Below are 20,368 nucleotides of genomic sequence, written 5' to 3'. Positions count from 1 at the left end.
ATATAAAGACAAAAAAGATAGATAATTTATTATCTATCTTTTTTGTTGTTGAACTTCTTGAAGGATTATGAACGCTTACCATCGTGATACTGATGAAGTAGGAATAGTTATTAGTTTTTATTTACATAATAGTAAAATATTGAAGATAATACAGAAATAAGGTTGCAAAATCTGTATGAAATAGGGTATTCCTAAATATGGAATATACGTATAATAAAAGAGAGGAACTAGAAAATGGGGGAATACTATGATTACATCGGAAAAAAAGTTGGGGCAATACACACATACATATGCACAGTTAAAGGGAGAACTAAAATGGAAAACGAGTGATTCTCGAACCGGTATGATGATTGCTGCTATGTATGCAGGTAGTGATAAATTGTTTGATATCGGCCGTTTTTTAGAAATTAGTAGTTATATAAAGAATCAGGTAGGGATGTTTTCATACTTAAAGTCTTATCATCGCTTTGTGGTGGCCGCAACATTAGATATTCACTTTACAGATTATAAGAAAGCTTTTCGGGAGTTTTTAGATTTATATGAACAATTGGTCGCTGGTGGTTTTAGTCGAAGTATATTTACTTATCTCGCAGCAGCTGTGCTTTTAACAGAAGAAAATGAACAGCATGGCACGCACATTCAGCGTTCGATGCAAGTATATAAACGTATGAAAGAGGATCACCTTTTTCTTACAGGTACAAATGATTATCCGCTCGCGGTTTTACTAGCAGGACAATCAGAGAATGTGGAAACACTTATGGATCGAGTAGAACGTCTTTATCAAAAACTAGCGAAAGCTGGTTTGCGTAAAGGGAATGATCTTCAATTTTTAAGTCATATACTTTCATTAAAGAAGGATGTCCGTGAAGAAATGTTAGTTGCAACATGCACAAACATATGGAATTTGTTAAAGCAGGAAAAGATAAAAGTGAAACAGATGCATTACCCAGCTATCGGGCTATTAGCGTTACTTGAGGATGGAGAAAAAGAGATTCATTCTATTAAAGCGTTGATTGAAAAATTGCAGGGGGAGAAATTCTTCCGTTGGCATACAGATACGAATATTCTTATTGCTATTCAACTGTTCGTAAGTCAGAAAGGTGAGGAAAGTAAAGCTACCAACACAGGTTTACAAACTATGATAGAAGTCCTCATACAAGCACAACAGGCAGCTATGATGGCAACGATTGCCGCTTCATCTGCAGCGACATCTTCTGCTAGTAGTAGTTCATAATTTATGCTCTTGTAAATTATGATGAATTTATAACGAACAGTTTGAAAAATATTAATAAAAAAGGCCCATCACTCTCTAATGAGTGGTGGGCTAACTGCTTTTAGATAAGCAGCATTATCTTTTCGACTCCTTCAAATGTTTGAGTTGTGTAACAATCATAATGCTAATAACAACGAGTAAAAACCATGAGCTAATTTTGCTTAAGTGAACGAGATTCCACGTTTCCCGTTGATTTGGATATTGCCACGCTCCAAAAAATGTTGCGATGTTCTCTGCAATCCAAATAAAGAAACCGATAAGGAAAAAGGAGAGAACGAGTGGCATTTTATATGTAATGCCTCGTAATGAAAATTCCACAAATGTGCGAAAGAAAACAATGAATAAAATTAAAGTTAATACCCATCTAAAGTCGTATAGAAAATGATGTGTAAAAAAATTAAAGTAAATCATTGCTCCTAGAGGTATTGCAAAAATAGCTTTCGGCCAATGATGCATTTGTAAATGCAATCTTCTCCACGCTTGGCATATGTAACTTGCAACACTTGCATACATAAAACCACTGTAAAGCGGAACCCCCAAAATCTTCGAATACGCCTCTTCGGGGTAACTCCATGAACCGAAATGTACTTTATATATTTCTAGCAAAAGGCCGATGAGGTGGAAGACAGTAATTACTTTTAGTTCGTCTTTCGTTTCAAGACCAGTCTTATACATCACCCACTGCATAAGAACACATACGATAAGTATGAAATCATAGCGATATAATCCCGGAATAGAAATGATTTTTGAAAGGGCTAGTGTTAAGAAAATAACAACAGGGAACAAGCAGGATAATGCTTGTTCGTAAGTAAAGTGTAGTAGTTGTTTTACATAAAACATTGTTTCACCTTCAATGAATATATTTAGAAAATTAAAATAATAACTTAGTATACTACAAATATGGAAATAAAACAGTACGTCATTTTGCATGTATTTGTAAGTTTTAGAAGGGAATTGTAATAAGTATTTTAATATTTTAGCAAAGTAAAAAAATAGTTTGCTATTTAAAAAAAGTGGGGATATAATATCTAAATGAAAATGATAATTATTATCAATAATGATTATAAATAAAAAGTAATTATAAAAACAACTGAATATAAAGGATGAAATGAAACATGTTACATAAGTCTACTGTACATGCTGGCAATAATCGCTGGATACATATTAAGTTCGTATGTTTCATGAGCTTAACAATTTTATGTTTAATCGGATCTATATTTTTAGCTATTGCATTCGGGGCAAAGGATATTCATTTGCAAACGGTGTGGGCAGCGGTTTTTGATTATAATCCGAAATTAACGCAGCATCAAATTATTTATGAATTAAGGCTTCCGAGGGTAATTGGTGCGGCAGTTGTAGGAGCAGCTTTTGCAGTCGCTGGGGCTGTTATGCAAGGGGTAACACGAAATCCGTTAGCGGATGCAGGAGTGCTTGGGATAAATGCAGGCGCAATGTTTGTAGTAGCACTTAGTTTTGCTTTTTTCCCGCATATGCCGTATTCCTACTTAATGATTGTTTCCTTTATTGGAGCAGTTTTAAGTACAGTACTCATTTTTATTATCGGATCAGCAACATCAGGCGGATTAACACCGATGAGGTTAACGATTGCAGGGGCAGTTATGGCCGCGCTTTTACATTCGTTAAGTTCAGGCGTCGCGATTTATTATGACTTAAGTCAAGATTTAGCGTTTTGGTACGCTGGTGGTGTTGCAGGCGTTAAGTGGGAACACTTGAAATTTTTAGTGCCTATTATTCTCATAACAATTGTTTTTGCGACAGTGATAGGGCGATCTATTTCACTCATATCAATGGGGGATGATGTTGCTACGAATTTAGGCGTGAAAACGAACCGTACAAGAATATTTGGGATGATTATAGTAGTCATTCTTGCAGGTGTTTCTGTTTCAGCTGTTGGTTCTATTGGATTTGTAGGACTGGTCATTCCGCATATTGCTAGAAAATTAGTTGGTGTTAATTATCGGCTTATTATTCCTATGTCAGCATTATTAGGAGCTATGTTATTGGTATTAGCTGATTTAGGGGCAAGAACAGTAAATCCTCCTAAAGAACTTGCGATAGGAATTATGGTAGCTCTTGTTGGAGTTCCGTTCTTCCTTTATATAGCACGTAAAGTTGGGAGGGAGTTATAAGTGAAGGATCTTTTTAACACGGATAAAAAGAGGGCTATTACTGTAACTACAATTTTCGGATGTATAAGTATCGCTGTAATTTTGATTAGCTTAAATACGGGGACGCTGAGCATCGCACCGCTCAAAGTAATTCAAACGCTTTTTGGCTATGGTGATTTTGAGAGTGCAACCGTGCTATACGATTATCGTATGCCAAGAATTATAATCACAATGTTAGCAGGTATTGGCCTTGGGGTTTCCGGTGCGATTTTGCAAGGGCTATCTCGTAATGCACTCGCAGATCCTGGTATTCTCGGGTTACATTCGGGTGCATCTTTCGGGCTTATTGTATTTGTTACTTTCTTTCATTCTATTAACGAGAGTGCATCGATTTTAATACCGTTATTTACATTTGGCGGAGGAGTGTTAGCTGCATTTCTTATTGTTTTGCTTGCGAGTGATCGGTCAAAAGGTTTACTTCCCATTAGACTTATTCTTGTTGGGATTGCAGTTTCAGCTGGTTTTAGTGCACTTTCGTTATTTTTCTCGCTCAAGTTAAATGATGAGACGTATACGTTCGCTTCTAGGTGGTTAGTTGGTAACGTGTGGGGAAGAGATTGGATTCATGTCCTAGCATTATTACCTTGGATTTTGATACTAACTCCATACGCATGGCTAAAATCTAAAACGTTAAATGCACTGTCACTAGGTGATAGTGTAGCAGCAGGACTTGGTGTATCTGTTCAAAAAGAACGGTTACTGCTTTTAGCTACAGCGGTAGGATTGTCTTGTGCAAGCGTATCAATGGCAGGGGGAATTGGCTTTATCGGCTTAGTTTCTCCGCATATTGCAAGGAAGTTAGTAGGTAGTACATATCAGCACTTCCTCCCGTTAGCTGGCATTATTGGAATGATTATTTTAGTACTCGCAGATACGATAGGTCGTTCTATATTCGAGCCAAACTCTATTCCAGCTGGTGTAGTAGTAGCGGCTTTAGGAGCGCCGTATTTTCTTTATTTACTTACAAAAACAAAATAAATACTTCAAAGAGGAGAACATATGAAAAAGAAACTTTCCATTTTATTTAGCATTATGTGTATTTTAGTATTAGCAGCATGTGGTCAATCGAAATCTAATGAAGAGGCAACGAAAAAAACTGAAAAAAGTAATGATCCGAAAATCGCCTCTATGTCTATTCACTTAACGAATAATTTACTGGCATTAGGAATTACACCTGTAGGCTCTGTTATTGGTGGAGATTTAAAAGATTTCTTACCGCATGCAAAAGAGCAGTTGAAAGATACGAAGAAACTTGGTGTTGTAACGGATCCGAATATGGAAGCATTACTTCAATTGAAGCCAACTGACATTTATGTGGATGAAAAATACGCGGGCAAAGATTTAGCGAAATACGAAAAAATTGCAAAAACACATTCTTTCAATTTAGATGAAGGTACGTGGAGAGATCAGTTAAAACAAGTTGGTAAACTTGTAAACCGTGAGAAAGAAGCGGATAAATATATTCAAGATTACGAAGAGCAATCAAAACGAGTGAAAAGTTTAATAGATAAAGAATTAGGTAATAACGAAAAAGTAATGGCAATTCGTGTTACTGCAAAAGAATTACGTGTATTTAGCACGAAAAGACCGATGGGACCAATTTTATTCCAAGACTTAGGGTTACAACCTGCAAATGGTGTAGAAAAAATTGACGGAAACCGTCCTTTCGAAGTCATTTCACAAGAAGTATTACCTGACTTTGACGCAGATGCTATTTTCGTTGTTGTAAATAGAGATGATAAAGCGAAAGCAGCATTTAAACAACTTCAAGAAACACCAATTTGGAAAGACTTAAAAGCTGTTAAAGGCAAGCACGTATACATTATCAATGACCAACCATGGCTTGACTATTCTGCTTTAGGAAACAAAATGGCAATGGATGAAGCAGAGAAAATGTTTACAAAATAATACAGTTTTTCTATTAGGAAAGACCCTCTAAATTTGGAGGGTCTTTTTGTAATTATTATTGTTCGAATAAATAAAAAATTATACAATGAAGTTAATTCAATGTAGAGGAGTTGTGCCAATGTCAGCGCTTATTGTAAGTATCCCGTTTATAAGGCAGTGTATGGAACTAGGGGATAAATAGGCTACTTGTCCCCGCTATTTAATAAAAGGGGAGTTTGAAATGACAATGAATCTTTTTCAAAATAAAACTATTAAATTATCAGCTATTAGAGAAACAGATGCTAAAGTAATGGCTATGTGGCAAGAGGATAGTGAGTATTTAAGAAATGTCGATACAGACTTAGCATTCCCGCAATCTTTACATGAAATAGAAAATGATGGGCTATTAAAGGGACGGAGATCGAATAGTGTTTCTTTCATGGTAAGGACAGTTCAAGATGATCGCTTAATTGGTTTTGTGGCGATTCATGGCATAGAGTGGAATAACAGAACAGGTTTATTAGCAATTGGTATAGGAGATGCGAATGATAGAGGGAAGGGATATGGAAGGGAAACAATACACCTTATTCTACAGTATGCTTTCTATGAATTGAATTTACACCGCATCGGTCTCGATGTTATTTCGTATAATAAACCTGCCATTACACTGTATAAAAAGATGGGTTTTCAGATGGAAGGTTGTATGAGAGAAGCGGTGCAAAGAGATGGGAAGTGTTTTGATCGTATGATTATGGGGATATTGAGGGATGAATGGATAAAGTTGCAAGATTAAAAGTACATTCCATATTATATATGTAGTATGCAGGAGATATACCGGTAATTGGCGAAATTTTACAGTGAACTGATTGAATGTATCCCGCATGAACGGGCAGTAAAATTCCCACCTCAAAATTCAGGTGGAGCAAAGAAGTTAGGTGGGAGTCGGGCCGCCCGTAAACGCCCGATTGGTTCAACTAATAATCAGTGGGGGATGAACAAAACCCCCACTGATTAAAGTTTCACTTTATAAGGAGTTATGCAAAATGAATTTAGAAAAAAGTAAACCAGTAAATGAAGAGGTCGCTGAATTAAAGGAACTAATTAAAGAATTACATGGAAGTGTACACCAACTTCAAAGTGAAGTGCAGCAATTAAGGCACGAAAGACCAGTTGTTGAAGTGAGAAAAGGTGTTCAATTATCACCAACAATCGTCGGGCAAATTGGTGGTATGATTTTAGGTGGATTAGCAATTATAGGTATATTTTGGTGATGGAAAAAGGTATGCGGCGTAGTGCTGCATACCTTTTTTGTTTGAAGATATAATTTCATATAATACAACTTTTACATTAAATAACGTAAATATATATAAGCATGTGATAACAATAGCGCAATGATCGTTAAGGGGAAACCGATTTTTAAGAAGTCCATATAAGAGAACCCATGTCCTTCACGTTTTGCAATACCAGCAACGACTACGTTTGCTGATGCGCCGATTAAGGTTCCGTTTCCTCCTAAGCAAGCTCCAAGTGATAAAGCCCACCATAGTACTTCGATTTGCGGGGAATCGACAGATAGCCCGAGTCCAGTAGCTAAATCTTGAATAAGAGGGATCATCGTTGCGACAAATGGGATATTGTCAATTGTCGCAGATGCGATACCAGATACCCATAAGATAAGTATAGCAGCGAAACCGATATCACCATTTGTTACGTCGATTACTTCTTTTGCGAGTGAAGAAATAAGTCCGATATCAATTAACCCGCCAACTAGAACGAATAGTCCAGCGAAGAAGAAAATAGTTACCCATTCAACGTGGGCAAATACATCTTCAATATCATGCTCTTTCACGCCGATTAGCATAAGAAGTGTAGCACCTGTCATCGCAATTACGGCAGCGTCTACATGAATAATAGAATGAAGTACAAAGCCTAAAATAGTTAGTCCTAAAATCGAAATGGATTTTAATAGGAGGCTTTGATCTTTAATATAATCTTTTTCATTTAATGCCATTAATTTTTCGATTTGCTCAGGTGTTGTTTTTAGTTTGTTACGATACATGAAGTAAATAATGCCAAGTGTAACGATAGAAATAATAATTACGATGGGAGCTAAGTTTAGTAAGAAGGCATTAAAGTCTAAATGCTTATTAGCTGATCCAATCATAATGTTCGGCGGGTCACCAATTAATGTTGCTGTTCCGCCTATGTTTGAAAATAGCACTTCTGAAATTAAATAAGGAACAGGATTTACTTTTAAAATACGTGTAATAGACAGTGTAACAGGTACGATTAATAATACGGTTGTTACGTTGTCCAAAAATGCAGAACCGACAGCGGTTAATAGGGATAGCAATAATAAAATGCGGATTGGTTTTCCGCCAGCTGCTTTAGCCGCTTTAATGGCCACGAATTCAAACACGCCTGATTGACTCGTAATATGTACGAGAATCATCATCCCAATTAAAAGGGTGATTGTTTCCCATTGAATATGTGATGTGAAAGCAGTATGTAAATCTACAATTCCAAAAATAATCATAATAGCAGCACCGAATAGTGCGATTACAGCACGATTCAATTTCTCAGAAATAATAAATCCGTACGTGACTAAAAATACGGCAATTGCAAAATAATATTGCCAATTTGCTACTTCATGTGCTGAATGTTCCAAACATGTCACCTTCTTTAAAGTATGTATTCAATTGTAAAAATGCATCCCTCTGCGTAATTTATATTGTAGCAAATTCAAAAAAGAAAGAAAACTATTTAACAAAGTGAAGGAAAAAATATGATTTTTACATATCATATAAAAAATATAAAAAACACAGTGCAAATTATTAGGAAAAGTGGGCGTTGTCCTCTAATATAGAGATAGCAATTTACATTATTTTTGCGTAAAATGGTTTAAAGAGGTGAATTCCGATGGAAATAGTAAAAGATAGTTCTCTTATTCAAAATGAAATTGAACGTTTTGTAAATAAAGATGTATATATTCATTTAGAAACGACGAACGGAGCGTATGCGTCACACTTTAATGAAAAGATGATGACAGTTGGAGCATTCATTCGAAATGCGATTATTCGCTTTGAGCGTGGGAAAATAACTGGAACAAATCCATACCGAGTTGGTTTAAAAATGGATCATGGCTGGGTATATGCAGAAGGCATTACGCACTGGGAAGTAGACGATAAAGAGCGTTTATTACTAGCAGGGCATGATAACCAAGGCCGCTTAGCGGTAGCGCTTGAGCTAAGCTTAACGCCATTTAAGTAAGAAGGAGGGAAACTTATGGAGAGACATGTACTTGTTGTATTTCCGCATCCAGATGATGAAGCATTTGCTGCGGGAGGAACAATTCGCTTATTAACAGATCAAGGAGTACCTGTAACGTACGCATGTGGTACTCTTGGACAAATGGGACGTAACATGGGGAAAAACGTATTCGCTAACCGTGAAACGATTCCAAATATCCGTGAAAAAGAATTAAAAGATGCATGTGAAGCGATGGGGATTCAAGATTTAAGAATGCTCGGTTTCCATGATAAAACGTTAGAATTTGAAGATGTTGATTTTGTTGCAGATAAAATCGAAGCGATTATTCAAGAAGTAAATCCATCTCGAATTATTACATTTTATCCAGAACACGGGGTACATCCAGATCATGATGCATTTGGCCGCGCTGTAGTTCGCGCTGTATCACGTATGCCAAAAGAAGAACGTCCAGCCATTCATGCGGTTGCGATTACGAGAAATCGAGAAGCAGTACTCGGTGAACCGGATGTTGTAAATAATATTAGTGAAGTATTTGAACATAAATTAGCTGCACTAGGCGCGCATCGTTCACAAACAGAAGCGATGCTAGAAGAAACACATGCAAAAATAAAAAACAAAGACGCAGCAACATTAAAATGGCTGCAACTTGAACAGTTTTGGACTTATAAATGGGAGTAGGCTAGAAGGGTACCTTCTAGTAGCTCTTACATAGAAAAAGCGCCGTCACTTGTGATGGCGCTTTTTTGTGCTATTGTTTCGTACTAGCCAAATACATGAGCATGTGGAATTTTTCGTCTCTTACATGATAATCGAAATAAGGTCCTGGATCTGTACAGTAACCAATATTTTCATTTTGCATGATTTGAAATCCGTTAACTGATAAATTTTCTTCTAAGTATTTTGGATGTAAAATATGCTCATGGGAATTTGGATATAAGGCTGAAATATTTTTCAAGGATTTGGCCGAGTTATCATAATACGAGTATCCACCGACAATTGTTGAACTGTTATGTAAATAGTTTTTTAGAACGTGACTTGGGAACTCTGGGTTGAGCAGTGAAAAATCAGTTATTGTAAAACTATCCACAAAAACATCGATGCTAAGCGGTTTCAATGGCAGATTTAAATCGGAATTCAAAATATAAAGGACGCGTGGCTTCGGATTCATACGCTCAATTCTATTTCTCACCTTCTTAAGCATTGCAAGCGAATAGCCACTGAATACATAGGATGCGCTCGGTTCAAGAATATCGATATATTTCGGTAGTGACACAAAAGCGTCAACGTTCGTTTCCACGACTAATTTATTTTTTAAATCTATATTTTGTAGAACTTTTTGAAATTGAAAATTACTTTTTTCAAATAAGTTAATCATTTTGGGATTAATCTCTTTAATCGTTTCTTTATCGTAAAAATAAGATGGATAAGGTGACGTCTCGTACAAGTTCGCGGTAATGATAATACCCTCCTCGATAGCTGCTTCATATCCACAGCTACAAGTTAAACTCCCCGTGTTAATGTAGACTTTTTTAATTGTTACATCTTTCATTTCAAGTGGAATGCGGCACTTCGGACAATAGAGTAGATTTACAAAGTCAAGCGGGATTCCTGTAATATTCTCTTCTTTTTGTGAAGGTGAGCTAGTTTGAACCGCTTTTTCAATCAATTGAATCGCTTTTGATATGTCTTCTTTTTTAATGTTCAGCTCGTTCTTTTTATCAATGAGTAAGTTGTTGTAGTAGTCGATATCCTCATGGTCCGAGAAGTTTGTGACACGACGATACGATAAAATTCGTTGGATTTCTATCAATGAAAAATGAAATTTTTTCAGCTCAGTAATAAAAGCCATGTCGTCTAAACACGATTGGTTCATATGATACTGGGTGTTTTTTTTGTCTGGTATTAATAATCCTAGTTCAATGTAATAACGTACGGTATCAGTTGTAACATGAAAAAGCTTCGCAAATGTACCAATTTTCATAGATGTCCCCCCAATGAAAAAAATGGAGTTACTCCATTTTTTTCGCAAAATGAATTCAAAAAACCCTTAAATGGCTATTGACTTGGAGGAAACTCCAAGTCATATTATTAATTCAATAAATGTGAATATTTTGAATATTTTTGAGTGTATTGTAACATACATGTCACGAAAGGAGAAGGATTAGCTATGGGTAAAATGGATCGAATGGATACTCTCTCACTTTGGAAAGCGACTGCAAACAGCTATGAAAAAGGAAAACCTCTTGAAGGAAATGAAGAAGCGGATGTTGTCATTATTGGCGCAGGTTTCACAGGTCTTTCTTCTGCATATCATTTGCAAAAGTTAGGGAAGAGTGTCATTGTCCTTGAGCAGGAAACAATCGGATATGGCGCAAGCGGTCGCAACGGCGGGATGGTATTGCCAGGCTATAAGTCAACGATGCAGGAGCTTGCCAAGAAGTATGGTGCCGAAGAGGCGAGGCAGCTTAACGATCTTTCTCTGCTTAGTGTTGAACTAGTTAAAAACATTATCGACGAGCATCAAATCAACTGTAACTTCAGAAAGACAGGTCACATTGTGGCGGCTTACAAAGCCAAGCATTTTGAAGGGTTGAAACTTGAAAGTGAATACTTAAACAAAAATTTTGGATATGAATGTAGCGTGCTTAATCGAAGTCAGTTGCATCAAGAAATTGATTCCCCGCAATATTATGGTTGCTTAGTCGACGACTCGAGTTACTCGTTCCAACCACTGAACTATGCAATTGGTTTGGGAGAAGCAGCTAAATCGATCGGTGCAAAAATCTTTGAGCATTCGAAAGCACTATCTATTGAGTACGGCCGAAATAGTGTGAAAGTTATTACAGAAAAAGGTACTGTTACAGCGAAAGACATTATTGTCGCTACAGATGGTTACTCCGGAAAAATTATGGCTGAATTGAATAAAGGTGTACTGCCAATTTCGGCACGTATTATTGGTACTGAACAGCTTCCAGAATCACTAGTGAATGCCGTCATTCCTAAAGATCGCATGGTTTTTGATACAAGCAGTTTCCTTTACTATTTCAGGCGTACACCAGATAATCGGATCATATTTGGCGGTGGCGATATTCGTCCAAACTTAGGTGATGCTGTTTATCAAAATGTTTACGATGCCATGGTTAAAATAATGCCAAAACTAGAAGGAAGCAAGATTGATTACCGTTGGGGTGGATTTATTGGGGTAACAATTGATACGTTTCCGGTTATCGGTAGATCCAAAGAAGGCGCATATTTTGCAACGGGTTATACGGGGCATGGCGCGTCTCTCTCGACATTGTTTGGTAAGTTATTGGCACAATGGATCGTTACGGGGAGTGCAGGTGGATATCGATTTGAAAAAGAACGCCTTAAATCATTCCCATTCTATAATCAGAAAACGATGCTGGTCAATATAGCACATATTGGTTTCAAACTCGTAGATATTATCGCGTAAAGGAGAGGTGTTTATGAAAATTAACATGTTCATTGACGGGAAATGGGTAGAAGCATTATCGGGTGCTAGACGAAACATTATCAATCCTGCAACCGGAGAGGTTATCGCAACGTCTGCTCATGGATCGGCGGATGATGCGAAGATAGCAATCAAGGCAGCGCGTAAAGCGTTTGACAGCGGAATCTGGTCAAACTTATCGGCTGATGAAAGAGCTAACTATCTATATAAGATTGCAGACCGTCTTGAAGAGAAGACAGCTGAAATTGCCCGTTTGGAAACTGAAAATAACGGTAAGGTTATTCGTGCAACAAACTATGTAGATATTCCTGTATCAATTCAATGTTTCCGCTATTATGCTGACCTGATTAAAGGCATGAAAAAAGAATCTTACACTCGCGAGGATGATTCGGAAACGATTATTATTCATGAACCGATTGGTGTTTGTGGACTTATTGTACCTTGGAATTTCCCGCTTATGTTAGCAGTTTGGCAAATTGCTCCTGCACTTGCCGCAGGAAATACAATTGTAATTAAGCCTGCTGACGTCACTCCTGTAAGCGTATACAAATTATTTGAAATTATTGAAGAGATTGGACTGCCAGACGGAGTGGCAAACTTAGTATTGGGACCTGGATCAAAGGTTGGGAATGAGCTTGCAGAGAGCCATGATGTTGACAAAGTTGCCTTTACCGGTGGAACAAAAACAGGTCAAAGTATTATGCGCGCAGCTGCGGGCAATATGAAAAAAATCACACTTGAACTAGGTGGGAAATCTCCACTTATTGTGTTCGACGATGTGGATTTTGAAACCGCAGTCGATAATGCGATGTTTGGCATTTTCCACAATGCTGGGCAAGTTTGTTCAGCTGCATCTCGTTTGCTTGTACAAGAGACTATTTACGATAAGTTTGTTGAAAGATTGGCCGAGCGTGCGAACAAAATTGTAGTTGGCAACGGGGAAAGTGAGAACATTGAAATGGGAGCTCTCACAACTGAGTCTCATATGAATGAAGTTTTACATTATATCCAGAGAGGAATCGAAGAAGGTGCAAAATTAGTTTGCGGTGGTAAGCGCCTAACAGAAAATAGGCTTGATCGAGGTTTTTTCATTGCACCAACCATCTTCGCTGATGTAAATGAGAATATGTGTATTGTTAAGGAAGAGATTTTTGGTCCAGTTCTTGTTGTACAGAAATTTAAAGATGAGGAAGATGCCATCCAAAAAGCGAATGATTCCATTTATGGATTAGCCGGTGCTGTATTTACTGAAGATATGGACCGAGCAAAACGTGTCATTAGTAAATTACGTGCGGGAATTACTTGGATTAATAGTTATCATCTCGCTTATGTTGAAGGCCCTTGGGGAGGGTATAAGCAAAGTGGTATCGGCAGAGCGTTAGGTGTTGTCGGACTGGAGCACTTTATGGAAACGAAGCAAATCAATATCCACCAGCATGCAAATCCGGTAGGGTGGTATGCGAATTAATTGAGCTTAACTTGCTATATAAATTATTTGTAAGGGGATATGCTCATGAAAATAGTGGACAACCGTCCGTCATCGAAAATAGAGAAACGAGAAGTAATGAATAAACCGATAGATGATTCAGTGCTGGGAACCAAAAGTATTCCGTTACTATATTTACGGTTTGCTTTGGCAGGAATTATGGCTAACGTAATTCTAGGGGTTGTATCGGTTATCGATGGCTATTTCGTCAGTGGCTTTCAGGAGCTGGAAATCGAAGGGATCGGAATTGGATTTACGGTCATGGTTATTACCCGAATGATTGGTGTTCTTTTGGGGGTGGGGGCCGGAGCGGTCATTTCACTTCGACTGGGGAAAGGGAAAATCGAAGAAGCTAGAAGTATTATGGGACAAACTTTATGGTTTACTCTTTTCCTGTCTTCTTTGTTAGCTATACTTGGGTTGGCCTTTGAAAATGATATTATGATTTTATTTGGAGCAAGTGATGAAGCACTTCCGTATGCGGTGCAATATAGCCGACTGCTATGGATTTCGTTACCATTAACGATATTGGCCGTTGTATTAAGTATTTTAACTAATATCGATGAAAAACCTATATTATCAATGAACAGTTGGTTAGTTGCAGCGGTTGTTGCTGGGATTATGGAATGGATTATGGTAGTGAAGTATGACATGGGGATGATGGGTTCTTCATGGGCTAATACGATTTCGCAATCGATTCCTGTTCTCTTAATCTTTTATTTCTGGTTTGGTAAAACAAAACTTAAACCAAAAATGAAAGACATGATGATTAATTTTAAGAAAATTGGTGAAGTAGTTTGGACGGGGTTTGCATCTTTCTCGAGTCAGTTCATGATGTTTATTGCGATTATTTTCACCAATAACTTACTGCAAAGCTACGGTGGTGGTCTGCACGTTGCAGCTTTCACGATTCAAAATGGTTATATTACAAATCTCCTCGCCTTAGCAGCGCTCGGTGGGATGACAGGACTTCAACCGATTATTAGTTATAATTACGGTGCAGGCAACCTTGATCGTGTGAAACAAGCAATTAAGATGGGACTCATTTTTACAGTTTCCTTCTTTGTGATTGTGACAACTATACTAATCATTTTTGCAGATCCAATTGTGTCATTTTTTTCCGGTGGTAATCCTGAATTGCAAAAACTGGGCATTTGGACGACAGTTGTATTCAATTGTTTGTTTACGCTTAGTGCAGTCAGCTTGCTTATCTCCGGTTATTTCGAATCACAAGAGAGAAACTGGTCCGCAACGTTTATTAGTGTAAGTAAAATATTGTTGTTCATGTTACCGTTTCTATTTATATTCCCGAAATTCTGGGGCGTAGAAGGTGTATGGTACGCCGCTCCTGCTGCAGAAATTCCAGGTGTTCTTATTGCCATATACTTTATGACGAAAGAGTTTAAACGTTTAAAAGATCCAAAGGTTAAGACGGTAGATTTATAGACTTATTTCTTCAAAATTACCAATACGAAAGAGAGAGGATTTTCATGTTTTTTGCGAAAAAACTTACAGCAGAAGAAGCAGAGCAACTAGGTGCCTACACATGGGAACCATGGATAGGCGAACCGAATAAAGGTACTTGGCATGTAGAGGAACAGGAAGTTTTCTATGTGACAGACGGTGAAGTGTTTATTACTGTTGATGGGAAAAAGTATCATATCACAAAAGACTGGGTCGTTTCTTTGGCTAAGGATCTTGTTTGTGAATGGGATTGCCCAGTGTTCTTGAAAAAGAATTATAAAATGAACCACGAGATTATTCTGAAATAATGTGAACTGGGGAGTTGACAAATGCTAAGCAGATGACTACTCCTGCGTGTGAAATGGATAAGAAATTTAGAGTAGTAATGTTGAAGAAATGTATGTAAATAAGTTTATATACCACCTAATGAATACGCTTTCTTTTTAGGTGCAATAACATAGGATGGTTATCTTAAAATAGGAGGCTTCACCATGGTAGTAACGAAAAATGTACAAACGTTGAAAAATTATATTGGCGGACAATGGATAGAATCCACAAGTAAGCAAGTTGAAGATGTACCAAATCCAGCAACAGGAGAGATTATTGCTCGTGTGCCTCTTTCGACTAAAGAAGATTTAGATAGAGCTGTAGCAACTGCGAAAGAAGCATTCAAAACATGGAGAAAGATCGCTGTACCTCGGCGTGCACGGATTCTATTTCGCTATCAACAGCTATTGATTGAAAACTGGGAAGAGTTAGCTAAGCTCGTAACCTTGGAAAATGGAAAAAGTTATCAGGAAGCATACGGTGAAGTACAGCGGGGGATTGAATGTGTTGAATTTGCCGCAGGTGCCCCAACTTTAATGATGGGAGAGCAACTTCCCGATATTGCAACTGGTGTTGAATCAGGGATGTATCGTTACCCGATCGGAGTAATCGCAGGAATAACGCCATTTAATTTTCCGATGATGGTACCATGCTGGATGTTTCCACTCGCGATTGCATGCGGAAATACGTTTGTATTAAAACCATCTGAAAGAACACCGCTATTGGCTAATCGTATAGCTGAACTGTTTAAAGAAGCAGGACTTCCAGATGGAGTACTAAATATTGTACATGGTGCACATGACGTCGTTAACGGCATTCTTGACAATGACGATGTAAAAGCTGTATCTTTCGTTGGTTCTCAACCTGTGGCTGAGTATATATATAAAACAGCAGCAGCTAACGGTAAACGTGTACAAGCTCTTGCGGGGGCAAAAAATCATTCAATCGTATTAAAAGATGCGGACCTTAGTTCTACAGTGAAAGAAATTACAAATGCTGCTTTCGGTTCAGCTGGTGAACGATGCATGGCAGCGGCAGTTGTTGTCGTGGAAGAAGACGTTGCAGATGAGCTTGTTAATAGACTGCTTCAAGAGGCAAATGCTATTACGATTGGTAATGGTTTGGAAGAAGGTGTGTTCCTTGGTCCTGTTATTCGTGACGGACATAAAGAGCGGACACTTGGATACATTCAATCCGGAGTAGAGCAGGGAGCGACACTTATTCGTGACGGACGTGAAGACGATGCAGCAAACAGCCAAGGTTATTTTGTTGGTCCAACGATTTTTGACAATGTGACACAGGAAATGAAAATCTGGAAAGATGAAATTTTCGCACCGGTTCTTTCTGTAGTACGCGTAAAAGACTTGATGGAAGCAATTCATGTTGCTAATGCATCACCATTCGCAAATGGTGCATGTCTGTACACAAATAGTGCGAAAGCTATTCGTCAATTCCGTGAAGAAATTGATGCAGGTATGCTTGGGGTTAATCTTGGAGTTCCCGCTCCAATGGCATTCTTCCCATTCTCAGGTTATAAGAAATCTTTCTACGGTGATCTCCATGCAAATGGAAAAGATGGCGTAGAATTCTATACTCGCAAGAAAATGCTTACGGCTCGTTATTAAAAGATTCATGTGAAATCATAAAAGAATAGAATGGAGCTGATGATTGTGCAAGTGACAGAGCAAACACAAAGTTTGAAAAAAACAGATGAAAAGTACCTTTGGCATGCGATGAGAGGAGCGGCCCCTAGTCCAACGAATTTAATTATCACAAAAGCAGAAGGGGCATGGGTGACGGATATTGATGGAAACCGTTATTTAGACGGTATGTCTGGTCTTTGGTGTGTGAATGTTGGATACGGCCGAAAAGAGCTTGCAAGAGCGGCATTTGAGCAACTTGAAGAAATGCCATATTTCCCTCTGACACAAAGTCATGTTCCTGCCATTAAATTAGCAGAGAAATTGAATGAATGGCTGGATGATGAATACGTCATTTTCTTTTCTAACAGTGGATCAGAAGCAAATGAAACAGCATTTAAAATTGCTCGTCAATATCATCAGCAAAAAGGTGATCATGGACGCTATAAGTTTATTTCCCGCTACCGCGCTTATCACGGTAACTCAATGGGTGCTCTTGCAGCAACAGGGCAAGCACAAAGAAAGTATAAATATGAGCCATTAGGACAAGGTTTTTTGCATGTAGCACCGCCTGATACGTATCGCAATCCAGAGGATGTTCATACACTGGCAAGTGCTGAGGAAATCGATCGTGTCATGACATGGGAGTTAAGCCAAACAGTAGCCGGTGTGATTATGGAGCCAATCATTACTGGGGGCGGAATTTTAATGCCTCCTGATGGATATATGGAAAAAGTAAAAGAAATTTGCGAGAAGCATGGTGCGTTGCTCATTTGTGATGAAGTTATATGTGGATTTGGACGAACAGGGAAGCCGTTTGGATTTATGAATTATGGCGTCAAACCAGATATCATTACAATGGCAAAAGGTATTACAAGTGCGTATCTTCCTTTGTCAGCAACAGCAGTTAGACGAGAGGTTTATGAGGCATTCGTAGGCAGTGATGATTATGATCGCTTCCGCCATGTAAATACGTTCGGAGGAAATCCTGCTGCTTGCGCCTTAGCTTTGAAGAATTTAGAAATTATGGAGAATGAGAAACTCATTGAACGTTCCAAAGAATTGGGTGAACGACTGTTATATGAACTAGAAGATGTAAAAGAGCATCCAAACGTAGGAGATGTTCGCGGAAAAGGCCTTCTTTTAGGTATTGAACTAGTGGAAGATAAGCAAACAAAAGAACCGGCTTCCATTGAAAAGATAAACAAAGTCATCAATGCTTGTAAAGAAAAAGGTCTAATTATTGGTAAAAATGGTGACACTGTTGCAGGTTACAATAATATTTTGCAGCTTGCACCTCCATTAAGCATCACAGAGGAAGACTTTACTTTTATCGTTAAAACAATGAAAGAATGTTTAGCTCAACTTTAATTAATTATTGATAAATCTTGTTAAAAAGCGGATGAGCCTATTAGGAGATATAACTTTAAATACTGAATGAATTACTCAAAAAGAGTAATTCCGAAAGGGTTGAGTTTATGAAAGCTGATGTTGTATTGATAAATGGAGAAGTTATTACAGTAGATCAAAAGAATGCAGTAGTCGAAGCTGTAGCAATAAAAGATAATCATATCGTAGTTGTTGGCTCAAATCAGGAGGTTAAGAGTTTTATAGGAGAAAAAACGGATGTAATTGACTTGCAAGGAAAAACACTTCTTCCTGGATTCATTGATTCCCATCTTCACATCATTTCTCATGGACTAAATCAGTTGGCTGTCAGTTGTAAAGCTGAACATATTGATTCTATCGATGCTTTGTTAGATGATCTGAAAAAGAAGGCCTTAGAAACGCCAAAAGGTGAATGGATACGTGCTTGGGGCTTTAATGAAACCGCTGTGAAGGAAAAGCGTTATCCAACAATTACTGAGCTGGATGAAATTTCAGTTGAACACCCTATTATTATAACCCGTACTTGTCACCACATAAGCGTGGTGAACAGCAAAGCATTAGAAATTGCGCAAATTAACGAGAACACACCGAACACGAGTGGGGGAGTTATTGAAAAAAATCAGGAAGGGAGGCTTACAGGAAAGTTAATTGAAGCAGCAAATATGAGTATGAGCGAAGTTGCAAGTTATACAGAAAGTGAAATGATGAAGGCTGTGAAAATTGCATCAGATCATTTCGTTGCAGCTGGCATTACAAGTATACATGACGCAGGTGGAGATGGCCCTGAAAGTTTTCGTTTACTACAAAAAGCTGTGAAGAGTAAGGATATTCGTGTTCGAATATATGCAATGATATGTCAAATAAATAACTCTCATGAATTTGTTAATAAAATGGTCGAAGCTGGTGTGGTAACTGGTACCGGAGATGAGAGATTCAAAGTTGGACCAGCTAAATTATTTACAGATGGAAGTAGCACTGGCCCTACAATTGCAACCCGTAAGTCATATTCAAGTGACCCTAACAATTACGGCATTCTTTATTATAGTGAGGAAGAAATCTATAAGGTTTTAGGTGAAGCGCATAAAAAAGGTTATCAAATCACTGTACATGCACAAGGTGATAAAGCTATTGAAATGTATTTGAATTGTGTAGAAAGGGCGCTAGAGGAATCACCAAGAAAAAATCATCGCCATCGAATCGAGCACGCGGGAATTTCTTCACCGGATTTACAAGAGAGAATGAAAAAACTAGAGATGGTTCCAATTCCAAACCCTCCATTTCCATATGAATTTGGAGAGATATATGTCCAGCATTATGGCGATCGTGTGAATCACATGTACGCTGCTCGTGATTTTATTGATCGTGGCATCATTGCAGCAGGTAGTTCGGATGCACCAGTTACTGACTATAATCCTTTATTAGGAATTCATGTTGCTGTCAATAGAAAAACCAAGTTTGGAATAGAGGTTGGTGCTAATCAAGCTATAAGCGTAATGGAAGCTATTAAACTATACACATGGAATGGTGCTTATGCGAGTTTTGAAGAAGAGATAAAAGGAAGCATAGAGGTCGGAAAGCTGGCGGATTTAGTTATATTAAATGACAGCATTTTAAGTGTCAATCCAAACGAAATTAAAGATTTAAAAGTAGAAACGACAATTATTGATGGTGAAATTATCTATCAAAAAGAACAATCAGTGAAAATTTAGCAATAAAAAAACGCCCCTTCAATTGTGAGACTGATTTTAACAATTGAAGGGGCGTTTTAGTTGTTTAGTTGTGCTTTTTAAATCGTATTAATTTTCCGAGAGAATTGAAAGGACATTCGTGTACTAACAAATATTCAGATCATGAACACTAGAAAACGAACACAACCTATCATATAATTGAAAGACTATATTTTAAAATCAATGTTAATATTACCCTCCTATAAGTATTAACATGCGTAATTGAGGTGTTTTCTTTGTTGTT

The 20,368-nt window shown here is 37.8% G+C and carries 17 protein-coding genes and 1 pseudogene; 15 read left to right on the top strand and 3 right to left on the bottom strand.

Translation table 11 applies throughout. The annotated features are described in order from the left end of the window. The first annotated feature begins 197 nt into the window (after positions 1–197). Positions 198–1,234, top strand: a pseudogene (locus BAU23_RS26205) (DUF4003 domain-containing protein). A 114-nt stretch (positions 1,235–1,348) separates the two neighbouring features. Here BAU23_RS26205 and BAU23_RS26200 read toward each other — a convergent pair. Continuing rightward, positions 1,349–2,113, bottom strand: a complete 765-nt coding sequence (locus tag BAU23_RS26200; RefSeq protein WP_000500240.1) for a DUF817 domain-containing protein — start codon at positions 2,111–2,113, stop codon at positions 1,349–1,351. Positions 2,114–2,388: 275 nt separating this feature from the next. On the opposite strand from BAU23_RS26200, the gene BAU23_RS26195 reads away from it, so the two are divergent. The 5 genes from BAU23_RS26195 to BAU23_RS26175 all read left to right on the top strand — a co-directional run bounded on the left by BAU23_RS26195 (position 2,389) and on the right by BAU23_RS26175 (position 6,620). Further along, on the top strand, positions 2,389–3,423 hold the full coding sequence (locus BAU23_RS26195; protein ID WP_000902733.1) for a FecCD family ABC transporter permease: 1,035 nt from the start codon (positions 2,389–2,391) through the stop codon (positions 3,421–3,423). Then, positions 3,424–4,440 (top strand): FecCD family ABC transporter permease, encoded by a 1,017-nt coding sequence (locus BAU23_RS26190; RefSeq protein ID WP_000653814.1) that lies wholly within the window; start codon positions 3,424–3,426, stop codon positions 4,438–4,440. A 21-nt stretch (positions 4,441–4,461) separates the two neighbouring features. Next, complete coding sequence (locus tag BAU23_RS26185) at positions 4,462–5,370, top strand: iron-hydroxamate ABC transporter substrate-binding protein (RefSeq protein ID WP_000728110.1); 909 nt, start codon at positions 4,462–4,464, stop codon at positions 5,368–5,370. A 220-nt stretch (positions 5,371–5,590) separates the two neighbouring features. Beyond that, positions 5,591–6,142, top strand: coding sequence for a GNAT family N-acetyltransferase (locus BAU23_RS26180; RefSeq protein WP_016130017.1), 552 nt, complete (start codon positions 5,591–5,593; stop codon positions 6,140–6,142). A gap of 250 nt (positions 6,143–6,392) precedes the next feature. Then, the gene (locus BAU23_RS26175; RefSeq protein WP_001047525.1) at positions 6,393–6,620 is read left to right on the top strand and encodes a coiled-coil domain-containing protein; all 228 of its coding nucleotides are present in this window, start codon (positions 6,393–6,395) and stop codon (positions 6,618–6,620) included. Positions 6,621–6,691: 71 nt separating this feature from the next. On the opposite strand, the gene BAU23_RS26170 is transcribed toward BAU23_RS26175, so the two are convergent. Further along, positions 6,692–8,017 (bottom strand): ArsB/NhaD family transporter, encoded by a 1,326-nt coding sequence (locus BAU23_RS26170; protein WP_000401242.1) that lies wholly within the window; start codon positions 8,015–8,017, stop codon positions 6,692–6,694. Positions 8,018–8,268: 251 nt separating this feature from the next. On the opposite strand from BAU23_RS26170, the gene BAU23_RS26165 reads away from it, so the two are divergent. Beyond that, a complete protein-coding gene (locus tag BAU23_RS26165; protein WP_000407039.1) occupies positions 8,269–8,619 on the top strand; it encodes a YojF family protein in 351 nt (116 codons plus the stop codon). A 15-nt stretch (positions 8,620–8,634) separates the two neighbouring features. Then, on the top strand, positions 8,635–9,297 hold the full coding sequence (bshB2, locus tag BAU23_RS26160; protein WP_000439465.1) for a bacillithiol biosynthesis deacetylase BshB2: 663 nt from the start codon (positions 8,635–8,637) through the stop codon (positions 9,295–9,297). A gap of 70 nt (positions 9,298–9,367) precedes the next feature. On the opposite strand, the gene BAU23_RS26155 is transcribed toward bshB2, so the two are convergent. Then, positions 9,368–10,600: a MerR family transcriptional regulator gene (locus BAU23_RS26155; protein WP_000690185.1), complete on the bottom strand. Its 1,233-nt coding sequence runs from the start codon at positions 10,598–10,600 to the stop codon at positions 9,368–9,370. Between the two features lie 186 nt (positions 10,601–10,786). Between BAU23_RS26155 and BAU23_RS26150 the strand changes: the two genes are divergently transcribed. The 7 genes from BAU23_RS26150 to BAU23_RS26120 all read left to right on the top strand — a co-directional run bounded on the left by BAU23_RS26150 (position 10,787) and on the right by BAU23_RS26120 (position 20,106). After that, complete coding sequence (locus tag BAU23_RS26150; RefSeq protein WP_000517544.1) at positions 10,787–12,073, top strand: NAD(P)/FAD-dependent oxidoreductase; 1,287 nt, start codon at positions 10,787–10,789, stop codon at positions 12,071–12,073. Between the two features lie 13 nt (positions 12,074–12,086). Next, positions 12,087–13,559, top strand: coding sequence for an aldehyde dehydrogenase family protein (locus tag BAU23_RS26145; RefSeq protein WP_071735482.1), 1,473 nt, complete (start codon positions 12,087–12,089; stop codon positions 13,557–13,559). A 45-nt stretch (positions 13,560–13,604) separates the two neighbouring features. Then, positions 13,605–15,023 (top strand): MATE family efflux transporter, encoded by a 1,419-nt coding sequence (locus BAU23_RS26140; protein WP_000706163.1) that lies wholly within the window; start codon positions 13,605–13,607, stop codon positions 15,021–15,023. A gap of 44 nt (positions 15,024–15,067) precedes the next feature. Next, positions 15,068–15,349, top strand: a complete 282-nt coding sequence (locus tag BAU23_RS26135) for a cupin domain-containing protein (RefSeq protein ID WP_000464528.1) — start codon at positions 15,068–15,070, stop codon at positions 15,347–15,349. A 183-nt stretch (positions 15,350–15,532) separates the two neighbouring features. After that, complete coding sequence (locus BAU23_RS26130; RefSeq protein WP_016130014.1) at positions 15,533–16,993, top strand: CoA-acylating methylmalonate-semialdehyde dehydrogenase; 1,461 nt, start codon at positions 15,533–15,535, stop codon at positions 16,991–16,993. A gap of 30 nt (positions 16,994–17,023) precedes the next feature. Beyond that, the gene (locus BAU23_RS26125; protein WP_165615107.1) at positions 17,024–18,379 is read left to right on the top strand and encodes an aspartate aminotransferase family protein; all 1,356 of its coding nucleotides are present in this window, start codon (positions 17,024–17,026) and stop codon (positions 18,377–18,379) included. Positions 18,380–18,486: 107 nt separating this feature from the next. Next, a complete protein-coding gene (locus tag BAU23_RS26120; RefSeq protein ID WP_071735479.1) occupies positions 18,487–20,106 on the top strand; it encodes an amidohydrolase in 1,620 nt (539 codons plus the stop codon). Positions 20,107–20,368: the final 262 nt, after the last annotated feature.

Source organism: Bacillus nitratireducens (genome assembly GCF_001884135.1).
In the GTDB taxonomy this organism is placed as follows: Bacteria; Bacillota; Bacilli; order Bacillales; family Bacillaceae_G; genus Bacillus_A; species Bacillus_A nitratireducens.
The sequence above is the reverse complement of the archived record's forward strand: the minus strand, read 5'-3'. Positions and strand labels throughout refer to the sequence as shown.